The sequence below is a fragment of the Mesorhizobium sp. L2C066B000 genome, from assembly GCF_000502335.1.
Taxonomy (GTDB): domain Bacteria; phylum Pseudomonadota; class Alphaproteobacteria; order Rhizobiales; family Rhizobiaceae; genus Mesorhizobium.
In genome coordinates this window covers 458,337-482,373 of the sequence record NZ_AYWZ01000004.1, presented here as the reverse complement: position 1 = coordinate 482,373, position 24,037 = coordinate 458,337, and the positions used below count along the sequence as shown (strand labels likewise).

The 24,037-nt window shown below is 60.2% G+C and carries 17 protein-coding genes and 1 pseudogene; 7 read left to right on the top strand and 11 right to left on the bottom strand.

Annotation, left to right across the window (positions count from 1 at the left end; translation table 11 throughout):
• Positions 1-646 precede the first annotated feature (646 nt).
• The 4 genes from X733_RS151820 to X733_RS151840 form a co-directional block, all read right to left on the bottom strand.
• Positions 647-2,857: a xanthine dehydrogenase family protein molybdopterin-binding subunit gene (locus tag X733_RS151820; RefSeq protein WP_023818730.1), complete on the bottom strand. Its 2,211-nt coding sequence runs from the start codon at positions 2,855-2,857 to the stop codon at positions 647-649.
• Positions 2,858-2,860: 3 nt separating this feature from the next.
• On the bottom strand, positions 2,861-3,319 hold the full coding sequence (locus X733_RS151825; RefSeq protein ID WP_023689394.1) for a (2Fe-2S)-binding protein: 459 nt from the start codon (positions 3,317-3,319) through the stop codon (positions 2,861-2,863).
• A 1,174-nt stretch (positions 3,320-4,493) separates the two neighbouring features.
• Positions 4,494-5,393 (bottom strand): dihydrodipicolinate synthase family protein, encoded by a 900-nt coding sequence (locus X733_RS151835; protein WP_023747238.1) that lies wholly within the window; start codon positions 5,391-5,393, stop codon positions 4,494-4,496.
• A 52-nt stretch (positions 5,394-5,445) separates the two neighbouring features.
• The gene (locus tag X733_RS151840; RefSeq protein ID WP_023750580.1) at positions 5,446-6,678 is read right to left on the bottom strand and encodes a PLP-dependent aspartate aminotransferase family protein; all 1,233 of its coding nucleotides are present in this window, start codon (positions 6,676-6,678) and stop codon (positions 5,446-5,448) included.
• Positions 6,679-6,752: 74 nt separating this feature from the next.
• On the opposite strand from X733_RS151840, the gene X733_RS151845 reads away from it, so the two are divergent.
• From X733_RS151845 to X733_RS151860, 4 genes are all read left to right on the top strand, one after another.
• Positions 6,753-8,258 carry a PLP-dependent aminotransferase family protein gene (locus X733_RS151845; protein WP_032911116.1) on the top strand — a complete coding sequence of 502 codons (1,506 nt, stop codon included), beginning with the start codon at positions 6,753-6,755 and terminating at the stop codon, positions 8,256-8,258.
• 156 nt (positions 8,259-8,414) lie between these two features.
• On the top strand, positions 8,415-8,906 hold the full coding sequence (locus X733_RS151850; protein WP_023711837.1) for an MOSC domain-containing protein: 492 nt from the start codon (positions 8,415-8,417) through the stop codon (positions 8,904-8,906).
• A gap of 6 nt (positions 8,907-8,912) precedes the next feature.
• Positions 8,913-9,863 (top strand): PDR/VanB family oxidoreductase, encoded by a 951-nt coding sequence (locus X733_RS151855; protein WP_023672393.1) that lies wholly within the window; start codon positions 8,913-8,915, stop codon positions 9,861-9,863.
• A gap of 51 nt (positions 9,864-9,914) precedes the next feature.
• Entirely contained in the window at positions 9,915-12,311 is a 2,397-nt protein-coding gene (locus tag X733_RS151860) for a transketolase (RefSeq protein ID WP_023818728.1), read from the top strand.
• Between the two features lie 187 nt (positions 12,312-12,498).
• Here the strand turns inward: X733_RS151860 and X733_RS151865 are convergent, their stop codons facing one another.
• The 3 genes from X733_RS151865 to gmd all read right to left on the bottom strand — a co-directional run bounded on the left by X733_RS151865 (position 12,499) and on the right by gmd (position 16,273).
• Complete coding sequence (locus X733_RS151865; protein WP_023746211.1) at positions 12,499-13,920, bottom strand: phosphomannomutase; 1,422 nt, start codon at positions 13,918-13,920, stop codon at positions 12,499-12,501.
• A gap of 338 nt (positions 13,921-14,258) precedes the next feature.
• Complete coding sequence (locus tag X733_RS151870; RefSeq protein ID WP_023672396.1) at positions 14,259-15,203, bottom strand: GDP-L-fucose synthase; 945 nt, start codon at positions 15,201-15,203, stop codon at positions 14,259-14,261.
• Positions 15,203-16,273, bottom strand: coding sequence for a GDP-mannose 4,6-dehydratase (gene gmd / locus X733_RS151875; RefSeq protein WP_023672397.1), 1,071 nt, complete (start codon positions 16,271-16,273; stop codon positions 15,203-15,205). Before gmd ends, X733_RS151870 begins: the two co-directional genes overlap by 1 nt.
• Positions 16,274-17,269: 996 nt before the next feature.
• On the opposite strand from gmd, the gene X733_RS151880 reads away from it, so the two are divergent.
• Both X733_RS151880 and X733_RS151885 read left to right on the top strand, forming a co-directional pair.
• Positions 17,270-18,256, top strand: a complete 987-nt coding sequence (locus X733_RS151880) for a nodulation protein NodZ (RefSeq protein ID WP_023708037.1) — start codon at positions 17,270-17,272, stop codon at positions 18,254-18,256.
• Between the two features lie 241 nt (positions 18,257-18,497).
• Complete coding sequence (locus tag X733_RS151885) at positions 18,498-19,913, top strand: mannose-1-phosphate guanylyltransferase/mannose-6-phosphate isomerase (RefSeq protein WP_023818727.1); 1,416 nt, start codon at positions 18,498-18,500, stop codon at positions 19,911-19,913.
• 197 nt (positions 19,914-20,110) lie between these two features.
• Here the strand turns inward: X733_RS151885 and X733_RS151890 are convergent, their stop codons facing one another.
• From X733_RS151890 to X733_RS151905, 4 genes are all read right to left on the bottom strand, one after another.
• Positions 20,111-21,667, bottom strand: a complete 1,557-nt coding sequence (locus X733_RS151890) for an E2 ligase fold family C protein (protein ID WP_023818726.1) — start codon at positions 21,665-21,667, stop codon at positions 20,111-20,113.
• 3 nt (positions 21,668-21,670) lie between these two features.
• A complete protein-coding gene (locus X733_RS151895; protein ID WP_245274421.1) occupies positions 21,671-22,057 on the bottom strand; it encodes a hypothetical protein in 387 nt (128 codons plus the stop codon).
• A gap of 98 nt (positions 22,058-22,155) precedes the next feature.
• Positions 22,156-22,773, bottom strand: a complete 618-nt coding sequence (locus X733_RS151900) for a putative metal-binding protein (RefSeq protein ID WP_023746214.1) — start codon at positions 22,771-22,773, stop codon at positions 22,156-22,158.
• The gene (locus X733_RS151905; protein WP_023672403.1) at positions 22,766-23,062 is read right to left on the bottom strand and encodes a DUF2604 domain-containing protein; all 297 of its coding nucleotides are present in this window, start codon (positions 23,060-23,062) and stop codon (positions 22,766-22,768) included. The genes X733_RS151900 and X733_RS151905 overlap by 8 nt, the downstream gene beginning before the upstream one ends.
• A 400-nt stretch (positions 23,063-23,462) precedes the next feature.
• On the opposite strand from X733_RS151905, the pseudogene X733_RS1000000170775 reads away from it, so the two are divergent.
• A pseudogene (locus tag X733_RS1000000170775) lies at positions 23,463-23,877 on the top strand (DUF6088 family protein); the annotation flags it as partial.
• Between the last annotated feature and the right edge of the window lie 160 nt (positions 23,878-24,037).

Genomic DNA, 24,037 nt, shown 5'->3' with positions numbered 1-24,037 from the left:
GTGTGATTGGTGCGTGAGGCTCTTTTTTGTCCATGCACGATTCCGGAAGAGTGATGAAATCGATTGTTTTGATCAAAGTCATCCACGCTATGAATAACAGCCGCAGCACATGCGTTTTCAAAGCGCTTCAGGCTTCCCGGATGGCTACTCCGATCTGAAGCGCATGGCATTCCAAGCGCTCTGTCAACCAAACGATGAGTATCGGCGTCGACCCTCATTGCCTTCGTCTTCGCGACTCCGTGACAGCGGCTGGCATTGTGTTTGTAGGGCATCGGGCGAAGATCATGTCGATCGGCCATCTCGCCTGCCTATTGACAAACCCCTGAACAATGATCCACGCACCAGCGCGATTGTGATCACGAGCGCCTCTGAGCTCTGGAGGTTCGGTTTTCTGAGGGTTCCTGGGTCTCCGAAGCGATGGAGGTAGCTAGCCTTCCTGGTGCTATACGGTTGTGCTCTTCATGGAGTGGACGCATTTGCGTCTCGAAAGCGGTAACCGGCGCCAAGGCCCGTCTGTGGTCGTTCAGAACACGGGGTGCCGTCTCCAAACCGGATATTGGAGCGGGCAGCCGCCGGAATTTGACCCATGGAAATGAGCGCCTGTCAGGAGGCGTTCGAAAACGGCGCGATCTTCATCGCGGCTGTTTCATGGTGTCATTCCTGACATGTTCTTTATAATCGGCAGCTTGCGGATAGTCTTGCCCGTCGCCGCCCGTAGCGCGTTGGCGACGGCCGGGCCAATCGGCGGCACACCTGGCTCACCAACTCCCGTGGGCGGCTCCTCGGACGGCACAATGTGCACCTCGACTCGCGGCATCTGCTCGATCCTGAGCGGTGTATAGGTATCGTAGTTCTCTTGGTCTACGACACCGCCCTTCAGGGTCAGCTCCTCCTGGAGGATCGCACCTAGCCCGAATCCGATACCGCCCTCCATCTGAGCGCGAATCTGGTCAGGATTTATCGCGGTGCCGCAATCTACCGCGCAGACGACGCGGTCGACCTTGAAACCATTTTCATCGTTGAGGGTGATCTCCACCACATCGGCGACATAGGTCGAGAGGCTTTCATGCAGGGCCACGCCGCGGAAACGGCCTTCCGGCAGAGGCTTGTCCCAGCCTGCCTTCTCAGCAGCCACTTTAAGCACGGCGGCATGCCGTGGATGGTGACCGAGCATTGACAAGCGGAAGTCGACCGGATCACGGTTCGCAGCGGCGGCGAGCTCATCGATCAGGGTTTCCACCGCGTAAGCGGTGTGGGTGGAGCCTACCGAACGCCACCACAGCACCGGGATGTTCACGTCCGTGGTGGTCAGCTCGACCTTCAGGTTCGGGATCGCATAGGGCAGGTTGGTGGCGCCCTCTACGGAGGTTGGATCGATGCCGTTCTTGATCATCGCCGCAGAGGTCGAACCGCCCAAGACCGATTGACCCACGATGTGGTCATGGAGAGCGACGACATTGCCTTTCTTGTCGAGCCCCGCCTTGACTGCGTGCACATAGGCCGGCCGGTACCGCCCACCCCGCATGTCATTCTCGCGGGTCCACTGCACCTTCACTGGCTTGCCGCGTCCCAGTGCACGCGCTGTGGAAACAGCTTCGATAATGACATCTGCATCCAAGACCGCGCGGCGGCCGAAACTGCCGCCGGTCTTCATCACGTGCAGCCTCACCTTGTCCGGCGTGGTGCCGCCTACCTGAGCGGCAGCCGCCTGATAAAGGTCGGGCATCTGGTGTCCGCCCCAGACATCGATGGTGCCGTCTTCGTTGATTCGGGCGGCCGCGTTGAGTGGCTCGATCGAAGCATGGACAAGATAGGGGAATTCGTAGTGCCCCTCGATGATTTTCTCAGCACTGGCGAACGCTGCGGGAGTGTTACCGTCGTCGCGCGCGGTGGCCGCGCCCAGATCGTCTGCTGCCTTGTTGTATTCGGCCATGATCTCGGCCGTGCCGCGCTCTTCGGCCTTCTCCTCGTTCCAGGTCACCTCCACGAGGTCGCGGCCCTTCAGCGCCGTCCAGGTGTCCCTGCCAACCACGGCAAGGCCTCGCGGCGTCTGGACGACATCGACAATGCCGTCGAGTGCCTTGGCCTTGGTTGCGTCGAAGCTCTCGATCTCGGCGCCGAACTTCGGCGGATGGATCATAACGGCCGTCTGGAGTCCCTCCATCATGAGGTCGATCGTGTAGGTCTGCGCGCCGTTGGTCTTGCCGGCGGAATCGTAGCGCTTGAGGCTGTCCGATCCGATCTGGGCCCACTTGTCGCGCGGCTTTAGCGGCACGTCGTCGGGAACCGGCATTCCCGCTGCGGCTTCAGCCAGGTCACCGTAGCGCGCCTGCATCCCTGAGGCGTGCGACACGACCCCGGAAGCGACTTTGATCTCGCCAGCTGGCACGTCCCACCGCTGCGCCGCGGCCGCCACCAGCAAGGCCCGTGCGGCAGCACCCGCCTTGCGGTAGCGTTCCCACGACGAGCCCATCGACGTGGAGCCACCAGTTGCCTGTGCGGCCCCGCCCCAGGCGAGATTGCCGTAGAACGCGGTATTGCCATATCCGCCGACCACGTCCACCTGCGCCCAGTCGCCGTCGAGCTCTTCCATAACCAGGGTGGCGATGCCGAAATAGGAGCCTTGTCCCATCTCGAACTGCGAGGAGTGGATGATGATTCGGTTCTCCTTTGTGATCTCGACATAGGTCTGGAAGGGGTTCGCCGGAACCTTTGCAGGGGTCGTTTGTGCGATGTCGGGCGCGGCCAGCACTGGCCGGTAGCCCACTGCGAGGCCGCCGGTGGTAACGCCCGCGCCGACGAGGAACCAGCGGCGCGTGGGCCGCACGGCAGTATGCTTCGAGAGAAACTGCGACATGCCTCAAGTCTCCAGCCGGTTGGCGGTCTCGTGGATGGCCGCGCGGATGCGATGATAGGTGGCGCAGCGGCAGAGGTTGCCGCTCATCGCCGAATCAATATCATCGTCCGTCGGCTTAGGCGTTTCTGTAAGGAGGGCCACGGCCGACATGATCTGGCCAGACTGGCAATAGCCGCATTGAGGTACGTCGAACTCGGCCCACACGGCCTGGACCGTTTCGCCTATCTTGCCCGACACACCCTCAATGGTGGTGATCGAGGCTCCTTCGATGTCGCCGACTGCGGTCTGGCACGAGCGCGTCGGCATGCCGTTAACGTGAACCGTGCAAGCGCCGCACTGGGCAAGCCCGCAACCGAATTTCGTTCCCGTGAGTCCGATGACGTCACGGACCGCCCAGAGCAGCGGCATCTCTGGATCGACGTCGAGTGTTCGCGCCTCGCCATTGAGGGTAAAAGCGACCATTGCTTGCTCTCCTTGTCCTGAGCTGGCTATCTCGTTGAGCCTCCGCCCGCCTGGCAACCGAGCTCTTGTTGCTGAGGCCTAGCGACCACACCGTAGGAACGCGCAGCTCAAGCAACAAGCCGCTAGGTTGGCGAGTTACGAGATCGTGAAGTGGGTCGTGTCGAAAGGCTGGAGGCAACTGAATGTCATTTTTTGGGCGGACAGGCCGCTTTAGGCTGGGTTACACGAGACTGGACATTCGGGTCGTCGCGAACATCGACCGCTGGTCGGCCGCGTCCGGCAGGGCCCTGATTGGCTACACGAAATGAAATGGGACTACTATCGATGGGGGCCTACCTCGACCCGCAACCTCCACGACTGGACCCTCAGGTTTCCGGCTATCGTCCCGGGCGGTGGCCGAGCTCGGCGCCTCGGACGCGATAATAGGCGGTGAGGCGTTCGTCGTTGACCAGAAGGCTTGTCGCGCATTCCCAGTCTTCAGCGGGCTCTTGGCCGCGGCGGGAGACGTCAGGACCATGCTTGCCGGCTTCGACCTGCTCAAGATCGACGGCGAGGGTCTTCGCGATCGGCCACTCGTCGATCGGCGCAAAGCGCTAGTTAACCTGCTGAGACGCCGCCAAACGGCATCGTTCTGAGCGACGAGATCAGCGGCGGCAGCGACATTCTCGCGCAAGTCTCCCAGTTCGGCCTCGATGGGCATCGTCTCCAAGCTGCGTGTCAGTCCATATCGATCCGGCCGGCGCCAAGAATGGGTGAGACAAAATGCGTGCTGAGTGATGAGTTCATCGTCATCGGCTGCGAACCCGGCAACAGTTACGGCGGTCGGGAAGCGTGCTCTGGCGAATGTCGAGGACGGAAATCTGGTGTTCGCCGGCGGCATTGGCACCGGCTTCAATGCGCGCACCGGGCCGGAAAGTAAAGCGCCGGCTCGATGCCATTCCAATGGATAAACCACCGATTCCTAGTTTGAAGGCGAACGGTGCGGCATGGGCGGAGTGCCCTGCGCAGTCTGTACCTCCGCAGTCGATTGTCGAGTTCGAAGGGGGTGTGATTGGCGTCGAGACCGCTCAAGCCATGGCTATCAGCACGCCGAGTGCGTTGTTTTCGATCAGTTCTCGAAATGAGCGGGTAAATACATGACACTTCCTTTCACTTGCCGAACGAGGTTTGCTGTTCACCGGCTGGCATCCGATGGCAAACCTTTCAACGCGGCGGCGATCTGGCGCTTCGCTGCTGGGGGCAGAGGCAGGATGGGACGCGGGGGGTCGGCACAAATGTCGAGCAATTCAGCGAGTGCATAGACGACGCGAAGGCTCGAGAACTCCTTGAAGAGGCTCCAGATCGGGACCAGCGCGGCATTGATCCGTCGCGCTTCGGCCGCATCCCCCTGTTGCGCCGCTGTGACGATCGTCATGCAGACCTCGGGCAGGATGCCCGCGAGGACGCTGTACCATGTGTCGGCCCCGGCGATCATGGCCTCGGCGGCGTTCCAGTCGCCGCTGTAGCCAATCGAGAACCCTTCCGGCAGTGTGCGCCTCTGGGCGGTCAGGTGGTTCTTGATCGCATCGCTTTTGTCTGTCGGATTCTTGATGGCGACAATCCCAGCCACCTTTGCCAGGCGGCTGACAAGGGGTGGACTGAAATGGAAATGCGTCGTTCCTGGATTGTCGTAGACGACGATCGGCAGGCCACTTTCGCGCGCCACAGTGGAGAAATGTTCTAGCACCTCGTCATCAGTAAGCGGGGTGTAGGATGCGGCGGCAAGCAAACCCGCAGCTGCTCCAAGGGCCTTGGCGTCTTGCGCGAGCCCCACGGCTTCATCGGTGCGCAGCGCGCCCACACCCACCACGACCGGCATTTGCCCCGCCGTTTGGTCCAAGGTCTCGGAGAGCGCCCGCCGCCGTTGCTCGCGCGACAGATAGATGTATGTGCCGGTGCTGCCGAGAAGACCGATGGAATCGACCTGAGCGATGCCAAGCCGAGCAATCAGCCTGCGCAGGGCAACGCTATCGACGCGGCCGTCACGATTGGTTGGGGTGATGGGGAACGCGGAAAGACCGCTCAGGAATGCCATGGCAAGGCTCCAGATCTATGTGTGAGCGCAGAGGTGACCGCATGCCAGGTCATTACAAGACGTCCAAAGCCCGCCGCAGATCGGCGATCAGATCATCAGCGTCTTCAAGCCCCACCGAGAGACGCATGAGGTCCTCGCCCACTCCATCGGCCAAATGGGCATCCTTGCGGATCGGCTGCCGAGCACGGGTGAGGCTTGCTGGATGATAGATGAGGCTGTCGGCATCGCCGAGGCTGACGGCGCGAATGATCAGGTTGAGCCGGTCCATCATCCGGCGCGCGCCTTCGTATCCAGCGTGGAGGCCAAAGGCCAACATGCCCGATCCGTTGGACATCTGTTTTCGCGCCGTCACCTGATCAGGGTGCGAGTCCAGGAACGGATAACTCACAAATGCCACCGCCGGGTGCGCTTCCAGCGCCCGAGCCACCGCAAGGGCCGTGGCGCTGTGCCGTTCCATACGCAGCGTCAGCGTCTTGAGACCGCGCAGGATCAGGAAAGCTGACATCGGCGAGAGCGCTGCGCCGGTGATGTAGCGCAGGCCCGTTTCATGTAGCGTACGGAGCGTTTGGGCGTCGCCGAGAAGCGCCCCGCCAAGGGCATCGCCATGACCATTGATGTACTTGGTCAGCGAATGGAGCACGATGTCCGCCCCGTGCTCAAGCGGTCGCTGGAGCGCGGGCGAGGCGAAGGTGCTGTCGACTGCAACCCTTACACCGCGCGCGTGAGCGCGCTCGGCAATTGCCGCTATGTCGAGGATGCGGCTCAGCGGATTCACCGGCGTCTCGAAGAAAACCAGCCGCGTCCGCTCGGTGATCGCAGCATCGAGATTTTGGGGATTTGACAGATCGACCGCGACGACCTTGATGCCGAAGCGGGGGACCGCCTGTTCGACCATGGCAAGCGTGTTCGCATAAAGCGTCTTGTGGACGATGAGTTCATCGCCCTGGGACAGCAGCGACAGGATCAGAGTGCCGAAGGCCGCCATCCCTGAGGCAACAACCAGCCCCGCCTCGGCTCCTTCCAGAATCGCGAGCCGCTGCTCGAGGATCTCGGTCGTGGGATTGTATTCGCGCGCATAGAGCCGTCCACCAAGGGCGGCGGCGGCATCGTTTGCTGCCACGCTTTCGAACCCATAGGTTGACGTCAGGAACACTGGCGGCTGGACGGCATTGGAAAAGCCGGCCGGATCGTAGCCATGATGGATCGCCCGGGTGGCAAATCCGGGGCTGGTGCGGTTGAGCGACCCCGTGGGAGTATCGGTTTCGGATTGAAGGGAGCTGGTCATTCGGCCTCTGCGATCTTTCTTGGGGTTCCGAAAGATTGACGGCAACCTGGCCAATGTGAAATATCCAGTTGGCGATGAAAGAGATGGTCCAGTCTTCAAGTGCCGGGTCTGCAGCGCGCTCGCATGCGATGGGTGCACGCCAGATCTACGAAGCCCTTCGCGAGCAAATCCTCGGCGGCGTCTACGAAACCGGCAGTCAGTTGCCATCCTCCCGGGCCCTGGCAAATGACCTCGGCGTTTCGCGAACCACGGTGACGGTCGCCTATGAGCAACTGGCTGCGGAGGGTTTCATCGAAGCCCGTCAAGGCGCGCGACCTCGCGTTGCGTCTCCGTTGATCGGCCATGAGACGGGCCGCACTCACGCGAAACGGGTCGGCCCAATCCACCTGTCCGCATATGGCGAGCGGCTGCGCGCGACGTCACCCTGGCCAGATTATCTGCCGACTGGGCTGAAGGTCGAGTTCCGCTATGGCGACCTGGCACCGTCGGATTTCCCATCATTGGTCTGGAAACGCGCGATGAACGAGGCGATGGGGCAGCGCCCGCTGCGTCTTGCCTATGACGATCCTCGCGGCTCGCGCCGGCTCCGCCAGGCGCTTCAGGGATATCTCTGGCGCGCCCGGACCCTGAGCTGCGACCTCGACCAGATCGTCATCGTCAGCGGTTCGCAGCAGGGCCTTGATCTGTGCGCGCGCCTGCTTCTCGATCCCGCCGACCGCTTCGTCATCGAGGATCCGTGCTACAGGATGGCGCGTCAGGTCTTTGCCAGTACGGGTGCTTCACCCATCCCGGTCATCGTCGACGAAGACGGGATGAGGACCGAGTTGCTGGCGGGGATCGGAGCACGACTGGCTTATGTGACGCCGTCGCATCAGTTTCCGCTGGGCGGCGTCATGCCGATCGCGCGCCGCCATCAGCTTCTGGAATGGGCGCGGCACAACAACGCCTATGTGATCGAGGACGACTACGACAGCGAATATCGCTACGACATCAATCCGGTCCCTCCGCTGCACAGTCTCGAGGACCACGGGGCTGTCATCTATCTCGGCACGATCTCCAAAACGCTCTCGCCGATGCTGCGCATCGGCTACCTCGTCCTCCCGCCCGAATTGCAGGAGGTCTTCGCAACCGCCAAACAATTCGCAGACCGGCATTCGCCGGTCGCTGAACAGGAAGCGCTGGCATCGTTGATCGAGAGCGGCGGCTACGAAAGCCATGTGCGTCGTGTGCGCAGGCTGAACGGCGAGCGTCGGGAAACGTTGTTGGGTGCCTTGCAGCACAGCTTCGGGGATCGCATCACTGTCCAGGGAGCTGATGCGGGACTGCACGTCGCGGTTTGGTTCAATGACCTGCCACGATCGCGGGAAACGGCCTTGGTCGAATCCGCCCGCGACGCTGGCCTGGGGCTACACTTGATCTCGCCGCTCTACAAACGGCCATCGGACGAAGGCCGCACCGATCGCGTCGGACTTGTCATGGGCTATGCCGCCTTGAGCATTCGGCAGATCGGGAAGGGCGTTGAGGTCCTGCGAGAGGTTGTCAAGCAGGTGCAAGACGCGATGCCGGCGCGGAACAACTGAGACGGGGCGACGTCGAAAGCTGGCGCTGAAAACGGTCCGAGACTCCTCGTATTTCTTTACAGACAGCCAACTGGACCGGGAAAATGCCATGCAACTGGCGCTGTTGATCAGGCCAGTTTTGCAGCAGGTTCCACGAGACGGTTTCCGAGAGCGATGATGACCTGGCGAGGAAAGCTGCTTCACGTCCATATCGCGCCCGCTGCCTCCTATGAAATGGAGGAGCTGGCGCAGGCGCAGCTTATTGCCGGCCAAGGCATTGTCGGAGACCGCTACTACCTGGGGACGGGGACCTATTCCGCGCGTCCTGACGTTCGCGAAGTGACGCTGATCGAAGCTGAAGTCTTGGACGCCATCGCGCAGGGCGAACCCAGAATTCCGGGCTTCAAGGCCAAGCTCGCACCCGAGGATCACCGGCGCAATCTGACGACACGAGGCGTTCCGCTTAGCCATCTTGTCGGCAAACGCTTCCGGGTCGGGGAAACGATTCTCAGGGCCGCCCGGATGAATGTGCCGTGCAAGTATATCGAGGAGTTGCTCGGGCTTTCGGGTCTCTACGAGGGGCTTCTGAACCGCTCCGGCCTGAACTGCACAATCGACGTCGGGGGCGTGATCCGCCCTGGTGATCTGATCTTGCCCATCGACGAGTGAAACGCCATGGCCTCGCCGCGTATTATCATGAAGCTGACCGTGACCGCCGTCCGCAAGGAGCCGGGCGACGTGCTGGTCATCGACCTGAAACACCCACGCAAACCTGTGCTGCCGGCGTTCGAAGCGGGTTCTCACGTCGACGTCCATCTGCCTGAAGGGAAGGTGCGTCAGTATTCACTTTGCGGCGACCCGACCGAGCTGGGCCGCTACACCATCGCGGTGAAGCGCGAGAATGACGGCCGTGGCGGCTCGGCGTGGATCCACGAAACCATTGCCGTCGGCTCCACACTGCCTGTCTCCGCGCCACGCAACCATTTTGCGCTCAAGCCAGGCGAGGGGCCGACTTTGCTGCTGGCAGGGGGAATCGGGATCACCCCGATTCTGGCCATGGCGCGCGCGCTCACCCGGCAGGCCAAGCCCTTTGAGTTGCACTATTTCACCCGCAGCCGGGCGCTCACGCCACTCTTGGCGGCGATCGGGCGCGATCTTCCCGGCGGCAATGTGCGGATTCATTTCGACGACGAGCCTCAGACCCGGCAGGACATCGCCGCGCTGCTGGCGAACCGTTCGGCCGAGGCTCAGGTTTACTATTGCGGGCCGCCTGGCTTCATGGCGGTTGTGGGGCGCGCGGCCGAACACTGGCCCGAGGGTACTGTTCATTTCGAAACTTTCCAGCCTCCCGAGTTTGATGGCGCGCCACCGGAACCATTCGTCATAGAACTGGGTGAGGGCAGGATGGTCGAGGTTTCGGCGCAGACCACGGCGCTCGCGGCCCTGCGCGGGGCCGGTGTGCCGTTGATGGCCTCGTGTGAGAATGGGGTGTGCGGGACCTGCGAATGCGCAATGCTGGCGGGACAGCCGATCCATCGGGATGCCGTCCTGTCCAAGGAGGCACGCGGCCACCGCTTCATCCCCTGCGTGTCGCGCGCGACAGGTTTGTTGAAACTCGATCTTTGACCATTTGGGCGGGGGTCCTGTGAGACCGGCAGCTGATTTGCGGGAAACTGAATGACGAGGAAACTGGAATATCTGAACGAGATCGAGCGCTGCGTCTCCTGGCTCGCAGCCTGGACGATCCACCACGCCAACCACGTCCGCGAGGGCGATGAGATCAAGGTCGGGGGGCATCAGGCCTCGTCCGCGTCGCTGAGCACCATCATGACCGCGCTCTACGGTTCGGTCCTACGCCCGCAGGATCGGGTGGCGGTCAAACCCCATGCGGCGCCGATCTTCCATGCACTTCAGTATCTGGCGGGCAACCAGACTCACGAAAAGCTCATGAACTTCCGCGGCTACAAGGGCGCGCAGAGCTATCCTTCGCGGACGAAGGATGTCGACGATGTCGACTTCTCGACCGGGTCGGTGGGTCTCGGCGTTGCTCAGACGCTGTTCTCGTCACTGGTGCAGGACTACGTCTCGGGTCACGGCTGGATGAAGGAGCGTTCCGAGGGCCGAATGGTCAGCCTGATCGGCGACGCCGAGATGGATGAGGGCAACATCTACGAGGCCCTGATCGAAGGCTGGAAGCACGGGCTCAGGAACTGCTGGTGGGTGGTCGACTACAATCGCCAGTCGCTCGACGCCGTGATCCGGGAGGGCCTCTGGCAGCGGTTCGAGCAGATTTTTCGCAACTTCGGCTGGGACGTGATGGTCCTGCGCCACGGCGCTCTGCAAGAGGCTGCCTTTGCCGAGCCGGGGGGCGAGAAGCTGCTCGAGTGGATAGAGCGCTGTCCGAACCAGCTCTATTCGGCGCTGACCTTCCAAGGGGGTGCTGCCTGGCGCAAGCGGCTGCTCGACGAGATCGGAGACCAAGGGCGGGTAACCACTCTGATAGAACGCCGCTCCGACGACGAGTTGCAGGCGTTGATGACGAACCTTGGCGGGCATGACATGCCGAGCCTCCTCGAAGCCTTCGAGGCGGCGTCCAGGCATGACCGTCCCGTCTGCTTCATCTGTTACACCATCAAGGGCTACGGTCTGCCGCTTGCCGGACACAAGGACAACCACGCGGGGCAGATGACGCCCACGCAGATGGAAGACTACCGCCTGCAAATGGGCGTAAAGCGGGGTGAGGAGTGGGACAAATGGGCGGCCGCCAACTTGCCGGAGGCGGAACTTGACGCCTTCTTCGCAAGGGCGCCGTTCTTCAGTGAGGGCCGTAGGAGGCTGTCTGCGCCGTCGGTGCCGGTGCCCGAAACCCTTCCGTCACCGGGGCAGCCCGGCAAGCCGCTCTCGACCCAGATGGGCTTCGGCCAGATCCTGAACGACATCGCACGAGAGCGCAGTCTGCTTGCCGACCGCATTGTCACCACCTCGCCCGATGTGACGGTCTCGACCAATCTCGGTGGCTGGGTCAACCGGCGCGGCCTTTTCGCCCGGGAGACCATTGCGGACACCTTCAAGGCCGAACGCATTCCGTCGACCTTTACCTGGGAATTTGGGCCGAAGGGGCAGCACCTCGAGCTCGGGATCGCCGAGTCGAACCTGATGATCATGCTCGGGGCGCTCGGTCTCTCGCACTCGATTAATGGCGTGCGCCTACTGCCGATCGGGACAGTCTATGATCCCTTCATCTACCGATCGGCCGACCAGCTAAACTACGCCTGCTATCAGGATGCGCGCTTCATGCTGGTCGCAACGCCCTCGGGCGTGACGCTGGCGCCCGAGGGCGGGGCACACCAGTCGATCGGAACCCCATTGATCGGCATGGCGCAGGATGGGCTTTGCGCCTTCGAACCGGCCTTCGTCGACGAACTGTCCGTGATCATGCGCTTTGCCTTCGATTACATGCAACGTAATGGCGAGGGGGATCCGGATGAGATGACGTGGCTGCGCGATCAGACCGGAGGATCGGTCTATCTTCGCCTGTCAACCCGGCCGCTCGAGCAGCCGCTGCGCGACATGAAACCGGCGCTCGCGCGGGACATCGTCAACGGCGCCTATTGGCTGCGTCCGCCCGGGCCGAACGCGAGTGTCGTCATTGCTTACCAAGGCGTTGTCGCGCCGGAGGCGATTGCCGCGACGGGTCTTCTGGCGGAGGACCGGCGCGATGTCGGGCTGCTCGCGATCACCTCCGCGGACCGGCTTAATGCGGGCTGGCAGGCGGCGGAACGAGCCCGGCAGCGTGGCGCGATTGGCGCCCTGAGTCATATCGAGCGGCTGCTCGCGCCGCTATCGCGTGACTGCGGCATCGTCACCGTGATCGACGGCCACCCGGCGACGCTCGCGTGGCTCGGTGGGGTTAACGGGCATCGCGTGAAGGCGCTCGGGGTCGAGCATTTCGGCCAGACGGGGACTATTGCGGACCTCTACCGTCACCACGGCCTGGACACCAACGCCATCGTACATGCGGCACAGGCGGTGAGTGCGGGACCGGCTGTTCGCTACCGGAAGGCGCTGCCTTGACCATGAGCTACCGGACGCTTCGGGCCGGTACGGATCGGCTCACGTCCACCGCCCGGCCATTTCCACGGGCGTTCCGGTTCGCTTCAAAGCGGACAGCTGCCAGGGACACTGTGGACGTTCTGATCGCGCTAGAGTAGCTCGTGCGACCCCCAGGGTCACCTGGAATACGCAGGGAGGCGGCTTTTATTTAGCCTTGCGTCCAATTACGAATTCGATCCAATCCAGTCCGGAGCAAAAGCTCCGCGTCCTCCCGATTTTCGGCTTCGACGTAGCACCGCATTTCCGGGGCATTTCCGGATGGACGCAAATGCAAGACACGCTTATCCGCGAGAGTGATACGAAGCCCGTCAACATCGCTAACCTTGCTTACCACTCCAATCGACCCGACGAAGGCGGCGATGTTAGTTTCCGCTGTACGAAGGTATGTCATGAGGCGAGTGCTGCTTTCGACGGAAAAATTTTCCAAGCGATCCGCAACCGCCGCTGGCAATTGAAAGGAACTGCCAATCTCCGACAGTGGCTGCCCACTTGTATTAACAAGGGAAAGTGCCGCAAGGATGGGGAGAAAACTGTCGCGTGTAGGTAGCGCTGGCAGTTTAGTTCCGTTCGGGTCAAAGTCCGTGCCGGTCAACAAACCACCGTTTGCTTCGAAACCAACCACGCGCTCGTGACCCGACGCAACCAAATCGAGCATGGCAGCAATAACAAATGGCGATCCAACCTTGGTACGCACGACTTTAAAAGAACCTGCGGTCTCGATACCAGAGTTTGATGTGACCGGCGTGACGACTGCCTTCGCTTGCAGGAAGTTCGCCGTAATCAGGCCTAACAAATCACCGCGAAGGGGGTCTCCGTGGTCGTCAGCTACCAGTGGGCGGTCACCATCGCCATCTGCCGAGACGACCGCATCAAGCCGATGCTCTTTGGCCCAGAGCTTGAACTGTTGAGCAGTCTCGTCCGAGACCGCTTCAGTGTCGACAGGAATGAAACCTTCCGAACGTCCCAGGGTTACGACCGTCGCACAGTGATATGAGAGAATGTCAACCAAGAGATCGCGCGCGACTGTGCTGTGCTGATATACGCCCACCGTTAAGCCCTTTAGAGCATTAATCTCCATAAGCTTTCGATTGCGCGCCATGAAAAAGGCCTTGCATTCGGCCTCCCGGTGCTGCCGACGTGCAACAGCACCTTCAAGGACGTATCCGCGCTTCTCCAACTGCAAGGCGATGCGCGTTATCTCCCGCTCATCACCCTTGTCGATCTCACCGTCGGGTCGATAGAATTTTATTCCATTACGGTCGGCCGGAATGTGCGAGCCTGTGATCATCAAACAACCACTCTTACGCGCCTGAGCATACAGTGCCAGGGCAGGGGTGGGGACGGCGCCGCAATCGACTACGATGAAGCCGAGCGCAGACAGTGCCGCCGCACAGACGGCGGCGATGGCCGGACTCGAGGCGCGAAAGTCGCGCCCTATGAGTATCTCGTCGCCAATTCTGGCCAGGCCGGATTCCAGCAGGAATGTCGCGAATGCCGTTGCATATAGGGCAGAGGCGGCTCCTGCCAATTCTGTCGCCAGGCCCCGTAATCCACTTGTTCCGAATTTCATACCAAATCCGACGTTGCTAACCGGGTTTTGAGGGTAACATGCTCAAACTTTGGCTCGTCCGGAATGCCCATCGACAGATCCCTCGGACGAGAACAAGAAGTACATTCGGTTACCGTAGACGCGTTCGGTTATCGAGGGTTACCCTTGTGAGGATTGACGCAGTCGGCGTCGGCGTGGGCAGCGCACCGTGACCTTCACGGCGACGAGTTGGAGCGGATGGGGTCCGGGCCCGGCAGGGCTCCTCGCGGCTGGCTCACATGAGCGCTATCGCCATCGAGTGATTGTCTCAGTCTACATTAGCTCTGGGTCCCGAAAGCGCGTACAGCAAATCCTCTTATCTATCGCCGTTCGGTGTAGCTCCCATTCAGAAATGCATGATAGACACTCTCGATGCCTTCCATGAGAGTGATCTTTGCTGCCCATCCCAAAGTGCGCAGCTTGTCGACGCTCATCAGCTTTCGCGGTGTACCGTCAGGTCTAGAGTGATCATGCGCGATCTCCCCAGTAAATCCGACTACACGGCAGATCATTCTGGTCAGCTCTAGGATCGTGATGTCCTGTCCGCAGCCGAGATTGACGTGATCATGGTCAGAGTAGTTCTTCAGAAGGAAGACTAATGCGTCGGCGCAGTCGTCGACGTGCATGAATTCCCGACGTGGTGTGCCCGTGCCCCAGATGGTGATTCGCTTATCACTTATGAGCTTAGCTTCATGCGCTTTCCGGATCAGCGCTGGGATGACGTGGCTTGACTGCAAGTCATAATTGTCGCCTGGCCCGTAGAGATTCGTCGGCATAGCGGAGATGTAGTCGCGGCCATATTGCTGGCGATAGGCTTGAGCCATTTTGATGCCGGTGATCTTGGCGACGGCGTAGCATTCGTTGGTGCGCTCTAGTGGCCCGGTCAAAAGCGCGCTTTCAGGAATGGGCTGTGGTGCCATCTTCGGATAGATGCAAGACGAGCCGAGGAAGAGGACGCGGTCGACATTGTTTTCGTGGGCTGCCGCGAAGATATTGGCCTCGATCATCAGATTGTCGTAAAGAAAGTCGACCGGATAGGTGGCGTTCGCGAGAATACCACCTACCTTTGCCGCCGCCATAATGATAGCGTCCGGTTTCATCACTGCCACGAAGTTTTCAACCTCGGTCTGTCGCTTGAGATCTAGCTCTCCGCGAGGGGCGGCCACAACTTTGCAGTCTTCAGACGCGAGTCGGCGTACAACAGCGCTGCCCACCATACCTTTGTGGCCAGCGACCCACACGGTTTTTCCGTTCAGATCATACATTACGCTTCCTTCATGACTACAGATGTCTGCATGACCTTCAGGTCTTCGCGGACCATTTCCGCAGCAAGGTCGCGCACGGATATCTCATGCACCCAGCCGAGCTTCTCCTTCGCCTTGGTAGCGTCACCCAGGAGAAGATCGACTTCCGTGGGGCGGAAGTAGCGTGGGTCCACTTGGACTAGGCATCTGCCGCTCGCTAGATCATAGCCCTTTTCGTCGACACCCTTGCCACGCCATTCGATCTCGACGCCGACATCTTCGAAAGCCCACTCGACGAATTGGCGGACAGGAGTCGTTTTGCCCGTAGCCAGCACGTAATCATCCGGTTGATCCTGCTGCATCATCATCCACATACCTCGCACGTACTCACGCGCATGGCCCCAATCGCGTTGAGCATCGAGATTGCCGAGATAAAGCTTGTCCTGCTTGCCCAGGTAAATAGCAGCGGCAGCGCGGGTGATCTTGCGCGTCACAAAAGTTTCGCCACGGAGGGGGCTTTCGTGATTAAAAAGAATGCCGTTGGAAGCGTGCATACCATAGCCCTCGCGATAATTGACGACCATCCAGTAGGCGTAGAGCTTGGCGGCGGCGTAAGGGCTGCGCGGATAAAAGGGCGTCGTTTCGTTCTGCGGTACGGACTGCACGAGGCCGTATAGCTCTGACGTCGAGGCTTGATAGAAGCGGGTCTTGTCCGTCAGACCGAGGAGGCGAATCGCCTCAAGAAGTCGCAATGTACCGATACCGTCCGCGTTTGCTGTGTACTCAGGTGTTTCGAACGACACCTGGACATGGCTCTGAGCAGCCAAGTTGTAAATTTCGTCTGGCTGAGATTCCTGAACCACGCGGATGAGGTTAGTCGAATCAGTGAGATCACCGTAATGCAAGATTAAGCGCGGATCGGATTCGTGCGGGTCTTGGTAGAGGTCTTCGATACGACCGGTGTTGAAGGAAGAGGAACGTCGCTTAATCCCATGAACGATGTAGTCTTTTTTGAGAAGAAGACGGGCAAGATAGGCACCATCCTGTCCAGTTATGCCCGTAATAAGAGCAACTTTCCTGCTATCACCCATTCTATTCCTGCTGAATTAAAGTTTAAAGTTTCGGCTCCGGCTCGCCACGCCGACACAATGTGCGGCCCGCCCCGTGCCCTATGGAGCACTTCGACAGATGCGGCGCGAAGATCGTCATTGACTGTCCGCCAGCCGAGCACACCTGCTCTGCTTAGAGTCACGAGCAAAAATAGAGTCGCGCCGCTAACCTGTCGGACTCGTACATGCGGTCTGAGTGCCGCTCAGCTCACGCCCTGAGCGACATGTACTCCCAGCACCTTGCAGCTGATTTGCTCTTCTATCAGCGAGTGAGGACGCCTTTCTTTCTTGCTTCAGCGTCTTCTAATGGGAATTGTTTGGATCCGTGAAATCGATTGTTTGGATAAAGGGCATCCACAGAATGGATGGTCTGAGCGAGCAGCGGGGGCGCATCGCCGGCCCGGAGTCGTAGCGCGAGCTTCCGTTCGGGGCGAGGACAAAGTTCGTGGCCGCGAGCGTCACCACAGCATCCGGCACAGGTCGTGCAGAACTTTGGGAGCCGACTGCGGATTCTGTCGATCAGCTGGTTCCAGGCGCGTCGAGCCGTCGACCTCATCTCGCCCGGTACCGGTTGCTGTATGCAGCCTTGCACCCTTGGCGTACGGCGTCGACGGAATGATTTGCTTCGGCAGGCAGTGTCGTAGCGTTTCCGGCTGTTTCGGCTCTATTGACCGGGCCCGCGTCAGCCGAGCCCCTTCATCATGGCATCCAACACATGGATGGCCGGCATCCACTCAATAGATTTTACATATGCGGCGGAGGCCCAGTAGAGAAGGCTGAACCGGAAGCGAGGGCAACCCTAAGCGAGGGCATCGGCTTCAAGCTTTGCGAGCGTCACGGGATTAGTGGGCAGTGCTGAGTGAGCTCTTCTGCCCTATGGCCCGGCCTCTGGCCAAGGGCCCGGCGTCAGGGTCTACTAGTGTCGACTAAGGATTCCAAACCGGATGCAACCTCCTCTCCGAAACGAGATTTCCGAAAATGCATGTTAGTGGATTGGAAAAGCGCCGGTTCGTCGTCTCTCGGAGGCGTACGGGGTTCGGTGATTGTCTGTGGTCGTTGGCGGCCGCTTGGCGCTACGCGCAGCGGTCGGGACGAACTCTAGCCATCGACTGGCGGGGGGCCTGCTACCTCGACCAACCCTTCACAAATGCGTTTCCGGTGTTCTTCCAGCCGATCAATGACATCGCTGGGGTGCCGGCTATTTCCGACGACCGGATCAACGACGTTTCCTTCCCTGGTCCATTCTTCCCAGAGTGGTGGAACAGGCCGGCGATCGAGTGCCTTTACCGGCCAGATGAGCAGATTTTCCAAGAGCGCGATGAGTTGGGCGAGCTCTTTCAGGCCGAACACGATGTCGAAGCGAACACAGTAGTGTGTGACGCTTGTCTGATGTGGCGGTGCGATGAGGAAGCAGAGCGGCAGGTGTTCCAGAGTGTCAAGCCTCGGCCAGAAATTCAAGCCCGCATAGATGCCATTTATCAGGAATGTTTTGAGGGGCACAGCATCATCGGGATTCATGTTCGGCACGGCAACGGTGAAGACATCATGGAGCATGCGCCCTACTGGGCCGATCCGGAGCTCGCCGTTCGGCAAGTGTGCGCTGCAATTGAGAAGGCTAAGGCGTTACCGCACCCTAGGCCTGTGCGGCTGTTCTTATGCACGGACAGCGCGCGGATACTGGATCTTCTGTCGGCCAGGTTTCCCGATCTGCTCACTGTCCCGAAGCACTTCGGATCCAATCAAGGTGGCCCCTTACACACTGCAGCACTCGGGATTGACGGCGGAATTTCCGCCCTCGTTGAGATGTATCTTCTCGGGCGCTGCGATACCGTAATTCGGTTTCCCCCGACGAGCGCCTTTACACGATATGCACGTCTATTCGCACCACGGGTAATTGAATTCGATCTGAAGGAGCCAAGTCGTTTGACTTTGATAGAAGACAGCCAAGTCTCTGATCTCAGTTAAGACCCGCGACCTGCGCAATTCGGCAGAGGCAACCAACAGGCTTAGTTGAATGCGCATTTCTCATCGACGCCAGTGGAGGCGTCGTACATTACCGATAGGGTCGTCATCTGGCGCCGCCCGCAACGCGCCAGAACTTCGCTGTTACGCGGGGGGCCGCAGACAAGCCAGAGCGACGGCGATCGTGACGCTGACGCTCGAAAGAACGCGGGCGATCACTCCAGAGACGAAATCGAGGTTAGTTATGAAAGTGATTCCCGTGATCATCAGCGGCGGAGCCGGATCGCGGCTATGGCCCGCCTCAAGGCAATCGCACCCCAAACCTTTCCTCAAAGTAGCGGATGGATATTCTCTCATTCAGCACACTGTGCTGCGCGCCGCTTCGATAGAAGGTGTCGTGGAACTCGTCGCTGTGACATCCGGGGAACACCTCTTCCTGACCAAGGACGAATTTGACGAACTGGATTCCGTGGTCCTGCCACGCACCTTTCTGCTCGAGCCCGAAGCTCGGGATACGGCCGCCGCCGTGGCTGCAGCCGCGATCCATGCGAGGGTAACGCAAGGCCCTGACGCGATCCTGTGCGTTTTCCCGGCCGATCACCTGATTAGCAACCTGCCTGCGTTTCTAGACGTCATGGGCCTGGCCATGGAACATGCGAAGCTCGGGCGGATCGCCACATTGGGCATCACCCCAACCAGACCGGACACGGCATTCGGCTACATCGAAGCAGATGGTGAGAACGTCGTCCGTTTCGTTGAAAAACCGGATCTGGATACAGCCAAAGCCTATGTCGCGTCTCAACGCTTCTTCTGGAACGCCGGCATCTTCTGCTTCAGTGCGCAAACCATGCTCGACGAGATGGTTTTGCATTGTCCCGAGGTGCTCCAGGCCGTCGCCGACAGCTACGAGAACGGCCGCGCCAGTCAATGCCAAGGCTTTGCCAAAATCGAACTCGCGCTTGAGCATTTCGGTTCCGCGCCGCGGATCTCGCTCGACCACGCTGTCATGGAGAAAACTAACAAACTTGCCGTGATTCCCTGCGACATGGATTGGAGCGACATCGGATCTTGGAACGCAATGGCCGATTTGATCGCTCCCGACGAAAGCGGGAACAGGATACACGGCGATGTGCACATGGTCGACACGACCGGCACCTATGTGAGCTCCGACAAGCGCGTCATCGGCACGGTGGGCGTAAGCGATCTGGTGATCGTGGATTCCCCGGACGCTTTGCTTGTCACATCCCGCGACCGCGTTCAGGACGTTAAGAAGCTCTTCGAGTGCCTCAAGGCTTCGGGACATGAAGCTCATCTGGTCCATAGCACGGTACACCGGCCCTGGGGTTCCTATACGGTTCTGGAGGAAGGCGAGCGCTTCAAGATCAAACGCATCGAGGTGAAGCCCGGTCGCCAGTTGAGCCTGCAGATGCACTATCATCGTTCGGAGCACTGGGTCGTGGTCAGCGGCTCCGCCAAGATCGTCAATGGCGAGCAGGAGTTGTTCCTGGGGACAAACGAATCTACTTACATCCCCTGCGGCCATAAGCATCGGCTCGAGAACCCAGGCAGAATTGACCTGGTGATCATCGAAGTGCAGAGCGGCGATTATCTCGCCGAGGATGATATCGTTCGCTTAGACGACGAATATGGTCGAACGTAGATAACAGTACAAAAAAGTTAAACGACGAGGCGTCGCTCAAGGATCTCTGTCGTGGGTTCTGGCCTGACATTGGCAAGCAGCGGGCCGAGCGTGTCATAGTATCCGCCCCGCGCTCTCCAGGCACTCGATCGTGGTCGAAAACGTCGGTGAGCGCTTGACAGCGCGCCGTCCGCGGTAACGAAGACTTCAGATCTTTCTCAGGCGGACCAGTTGCTCAGCTGTTCAACGGCACAGCCGTATTTCAGCCTGTAGGCGGCAACGAAATCCTCATCGCTGCAGATGCAGCGGCCGCTGGAATCTTTGGCTTTCGGATCATGGAGGTGAGAACCAAGGGGGCGCAGTAGATTCACGCGAGTGCTGGTCGTCGGACTCATCGGAAAACCCGCACTATGCTTGACCAGGTCTGCGGCAAGCATGATCCCGGCAAGCGCTGATTGAAAGGCCATCGGAACCACGGTTCGAAGGAGACGACTTCCATCGCTAAGCTGGAACACCAGGCCGCCGCAGATAACCTGCTGATAAAAGGAACGGAGGGGCTGGCCAACAAACGCGGCGAGCGGCTCAAACGGCACAGCCATCGCCGTAGCCACCCGAGCTACGAACTCATTGGGGACTCCGGTATTGGTCTGCAGGAGCGTTTTTACCTCCTCGTGTGCTTCCGGCATTCCGAGTTCCTCCGCGACCAGTTGGTGTTCGTCCTTGGATTTCCCGGTCGGCATGTACATGCAGCAAAGGCAAGCCTGGCCGTCATCGAAACCATGCCGCGAGATGCCTAGATCTTGCTCCTGAGTCCAGGCGTTCGCGATCCATCGGGGCAGAGCACCTTGGACAGCTAGACGGTCGGCGGCGGTGTCAAGCGCCACACCCACTCGGTCGAATACCCAATCGCCCCGGCGCGCAACATATTCTGCCCACTTCATAGGGTGCGCCTCCACTTCAAGGGCGGTGGACCGAAGGGCGTGGGTTGCTAGGGCCGCCTTAGAGAGGCCGACCTCCGCCTGACCTGCCAACACGTAGCGCTGCAGGTTTGAGAGTTCGATAGATTCGTGATCAACTACATGCAGGCGCCCCGACAGACCGGATTGCCTCGCCAGCGCCCAGAGCGAGCCATGGCCTATCGCGCCGAGCCCAACGAGGTGCGTTTCGCCAAGGTCGACAGGGAAATTTAAGGGGCTGGAATCGCCGGCGTTGCTCTTGTTGTAGGTGCATAAAGAGAGATCGATGTTCTCGTCCAGCTCGGCGCCGGTCAACTGGGAAGCAAAGACGGTTCGAAAGACGTTGGCGGCGGCAAAGCAGCTTGCGGCGCCGGCTCCATAGGGCAGCAAGCTCGAGCCAGAGCCCACCGGGTCCGTACGCGACAGCTTTGCCGCCCAACCCTGCGATCCCATGAAAAACGTTGGGCACCGAAGTGATGGGTGCACCGCGCCTGCAGCTACACAGACCGTCGCATACTTGCCGGAACGCCGGATGCTGATTTTTGGATTGATCGACTTTGCCAAGCGCTCGAGCGCTTGGGCTTGAGAGCTCGCGGCCATGTCCAGGGGGAGTATGGCCAGAACCGGATAAAGTCTGGCAAGCAACCTGACCGTAAGGTCAAGCGTCGCCTGGCCCTCGGCACACGAAGCGGCTTGGCTGTCGAAGGCCACAGCCACGACCTGCTTTTCGAGGGCTGCTTTGAAGTCGCATAGATGAAAGTCGGCCAGCACCTGAGAAGCTGCCGTGGCGGCGCGGTCGATGAAGTTAGCGAGTGCCATCGTTCAACCCGTTATCGTGATCATCCGCCTGAGTGCCGCGGATGGGACCTCATTCCAGTTCGCCTTCGCGTCAAGTCGATAGGCGGCGACCCGAGCAAGATCGAAAGGCTCGCGGGCGAAATTGGGCACCACCAGCGACAGACACCCAACCGTCGTAGCGACCGCGTGGGCGTCGTCGGTCGTCGAATGGTAGGCTCGGCCCGGATGGCTATGGATCTGGGCGAAGAGTTTAAGGCTGCTCTTGTAGAGCCAGACATTGAGCCGGTGTAGTTCTTCGGCCGGAACTATCACGCAAACGCCGTCGCCCGTCCGAATGTGACGCTGTGCCGGTATAACGGTCTCTGTTACGCCAAAGTGCTGGTCCTGCTGAACGCCGACCCAGAGCGCCATCCCCTCATGGCCCTGTCGCCCAACTGAGCGCAGGTGCGCCTGGACACTTGAAAGACAGTCTCGGGGAAGAGCGACTGTCCCGACATCCTTGAGCTCGGTCATTCTGGAATGGCGGGTAGGGGTGCTATCATGGCTCCCACTGAGATTTGGAACTGATACTGAAGCTGCTCCACGGGACCGGTCCCGTACTTGATGATCTTGTCCAGGATGAAGGCCAAACAGCCTTCGCCAGAACCCCGGTGGAGAAGCCATGAATCACCTGAATGGGCTGGATTGTCGTGGTATTCCCGGACGCCTGACATGCACAGGAATGGCGTGTGTTCCGCACTGTTGGCCTGGATGAAGTCCGACAGCGACAGAGCGTTCTGCTGCATGAGGACCAAAATCATATCCGGTGGGGTTCCGGGTAGATGCGGTCGTCTCAGCATCCTGAGCAGCAAATCCTTCCGGGCAATCGGCCGGCGTATAAAGGGGTCTACGAAGACCACCGACGGAGGTCGGAGGTCGTAATTGGAGAAGTCGATCTCGACAGCTGCACCGATGATCTGTGGCTTTATCTTCGGCGGTACGAAGATGAAGAAGGCCGTCGGGAAGCTCGCCTCGATTAGGAAACAACCCTGAGCCCGGTAAATACCTGCTTGTGTTTGGAACCAGCCGATCTGCCGACCGAACTTCGCTCGGGACACCTCCGGGTCCACAGTTTGGAGTTCAGGCACCTGCGACGCCCGCCTTCAGGCTGAGGAACAGGGTCACAGTGGTCGCGAAACCGAAATCGCCAACTTTTTTGTCGACGTCGAGCAAGGTGCCGGCCTCGTCCTTGAATTCCCAATTCTCGGCCGGTTGGGCGACGTTCTGCGTATTTTCAAGCGCTTTGGTGCGGACGACGTGAAGCGGCTGGTTGGGATTGGCTTCGACCTGTGTGGGCTGGCCGTTCACCACCACCGTGATCTCGATCTTCCCGGGGCCGCCGCCGTGATTTTCGCCCTTGCCCGAATCCTTCGACATTGTCCTACTCCTGTGGCTTACCAACGGGCCCCAAGCCGCCAGTGCAGACCTGCTAGTGAGCGGGCTGGCGGTCCTCAATCGTCCACTCGGCGCCACGGACCGCGAGTACGCGAAAGACAAGGGATAACATCGAATCGATGCTGTCTCCTTTTATGGGGACTTGTGCGGCAAGTAAACGGCCGAAACTGCTCTTCACAACTATAATCGATTTGAGCATTGGCAAAATACCGGCCCCCACCTATTCATAAACCCGCCGCCGCTTGCTCATTCCACTGGCCGCGTGCAACTCGGGCACTCAGTGATTCAGTTGGCAACATGCAAAATGGACCCACGCCCCAATATCCAACGTCGAAGTCGGCAATACCCCCGCAAGTTGTCCCTGCTCGTTTGGAATAACGCGCCTGGGTTGGGCCCGCTCTCGCCCTCTCCTGACAACGTCGCCCAGGCCCTCGCTCGCGAGATCGGCTCGCGGGTGCAGATCGCGGGCGCTCGCGCTGCGAGCGTGCTTGGCCTCTGACGCAAGTTCCGGCCAGGAGCACTTACCTGGCCGATGGCCTTCTCGTCGCGTTGTTGTGGATCTGCGTCACGCCTCCCCGAAGCATCTGATCGCCCCGGGCAGCGCCGCTGGCACCGTCGTGCACGCTCTGCGTCACCTGGATCCAATGCTTGCGCACGACGTTGCCCAGGTGGCCGCGCGCCAGCTATCGGTGAGCGACAAGAAAGCACTTGTCGCTGGCGCCACTCGGGCACCTGCATGGATGCGGCCGACGCTCGTCGCCATCGCCAACAACGCAAGTGGTGCCCTTGGTGGATAAGGTTGCCCTCTTGCCGTCCGAAATGCGACTGCGGACCTGCGCTCCGACTACCGTGGCATGCCGCCGTATGTTCGATGAAAAGCCACTGTCGTGCGACGAAGTCGTTTCGCGTCACCGGAAATTTAAAGAAACCACCAATGCCTCGTCGCCCGTTCTGCAG

Bases quoted from the DNA above. Each gene is read 5' to 3' on its own strand.
- X733_RS151845 (WP_032911116.1), top strand. From the start codon at position 6,753: ATGAAAGAGATGGTCCAGTCTTCAAGTGCCGGGTCTGCAGCGCGCTCG.
- X733_RS151890 (WP_023818726.1), bottom strand. From the start codon at position 21,667: ATGGCACTCGCTAACTTCATCGACCGCGCCGCCACGGCAGCTTCTCAG.
- X733_RS151850 (WP_023711837.1), top strand. From the start codon at position 8,415: ATGACCTGGCGAGGAAAGCTGCTTCACGTCCATATCGCGCCCGCTGCC.
- X733_RS151905 (WP_023672403.1), bottom strand. From the start codon at position 23,062: ATGTCGAAGGATTCGGGCAAGGGCGAAAATCACGGCGGCGGCCCCGGG.
- X733_RS151895 (WP_245274421.1), bottom strand. From the start codon at position 22,057: ATGGCGCTCTGGGTCGGCGTTCAGCAGGACCAGCACTTTGGCGTAACA.
- X733_RS151885 (WP_023818727.1), top strand. From the start codon at position 18,498: ATGAAAGTGATTCCCGTGATCATCAGCGGCGGAGCCGGATCGCGGCTA.
- X733_RS151865 (WP_023746211.1), bottom strand. From the start codon at position 13,920: ATGAAATTCGGAACAAGTGGATTACGGGGCCTGGCGACAGAATTGGCA.
- X733_RS151825 (WP_023689394.1), bottom strand. From the start codon at position 3,319: ATGGTCGCTTTTACCCTCAATGGCGAGGCGCGAACACTCGACGTCGAT.
- X733_RS151855 (WP_023672393.1), top strand. From the start codon at position 8,913: ATGGCCTCGCCGCGTATTATCATGAAGCTGACCGTGACCGCCGTCCGC.
- X733_RS151835 (WP_023747238.1), bottom strand. From the start codon at position 5,393: ATGGCATTCCTGAGCGGTCTTTCCGCGTTCCCCATCACCCCAACCAAT.
- gmd (WP_023672397.1), bottom strand. From the start codon at position 16,273: ATGGGTGATAGCAGGAAAGTTGCTCTTATTACGGGCATAACTGGACAG.
- X733_RS151820 (WP_023818730.1), bottom strand. From the start codon at position 2,857: ATGTCGCAGTTTCTCTCGAAGCATACTGCCGTGCGGCCCACGCGCCGC.
- X733_RS151880 (WP_023708037.1), top strand. From the start codon at position 17,270: ATGCATGTTAGTGGATTGGAAAAGCGCCGGTTCGTCGTCTCTCGGAGG.
- X733_RS151860 (WP_023818728.1), top strand. From the start codon at position 9,915: ATGACGAGGAAACTGGAATATCTGAACGAGATCGAGCGCTGCGTCTCC.
- X733_RS151870 (WP_023672396.1), bottom strand. From the start codon at position 15,203: ATGTATGATCTGAACGGAAAAACCGTGTGGGTCGCTGGCCACAAAGGT.
- X733_RS151840 (WP_023750580.1), bottom strand. From the start codon at position 6,678: ATGACCAGCTCCCTTCAATCCGAAACCGATACTCCCACGGGGTCGCTC.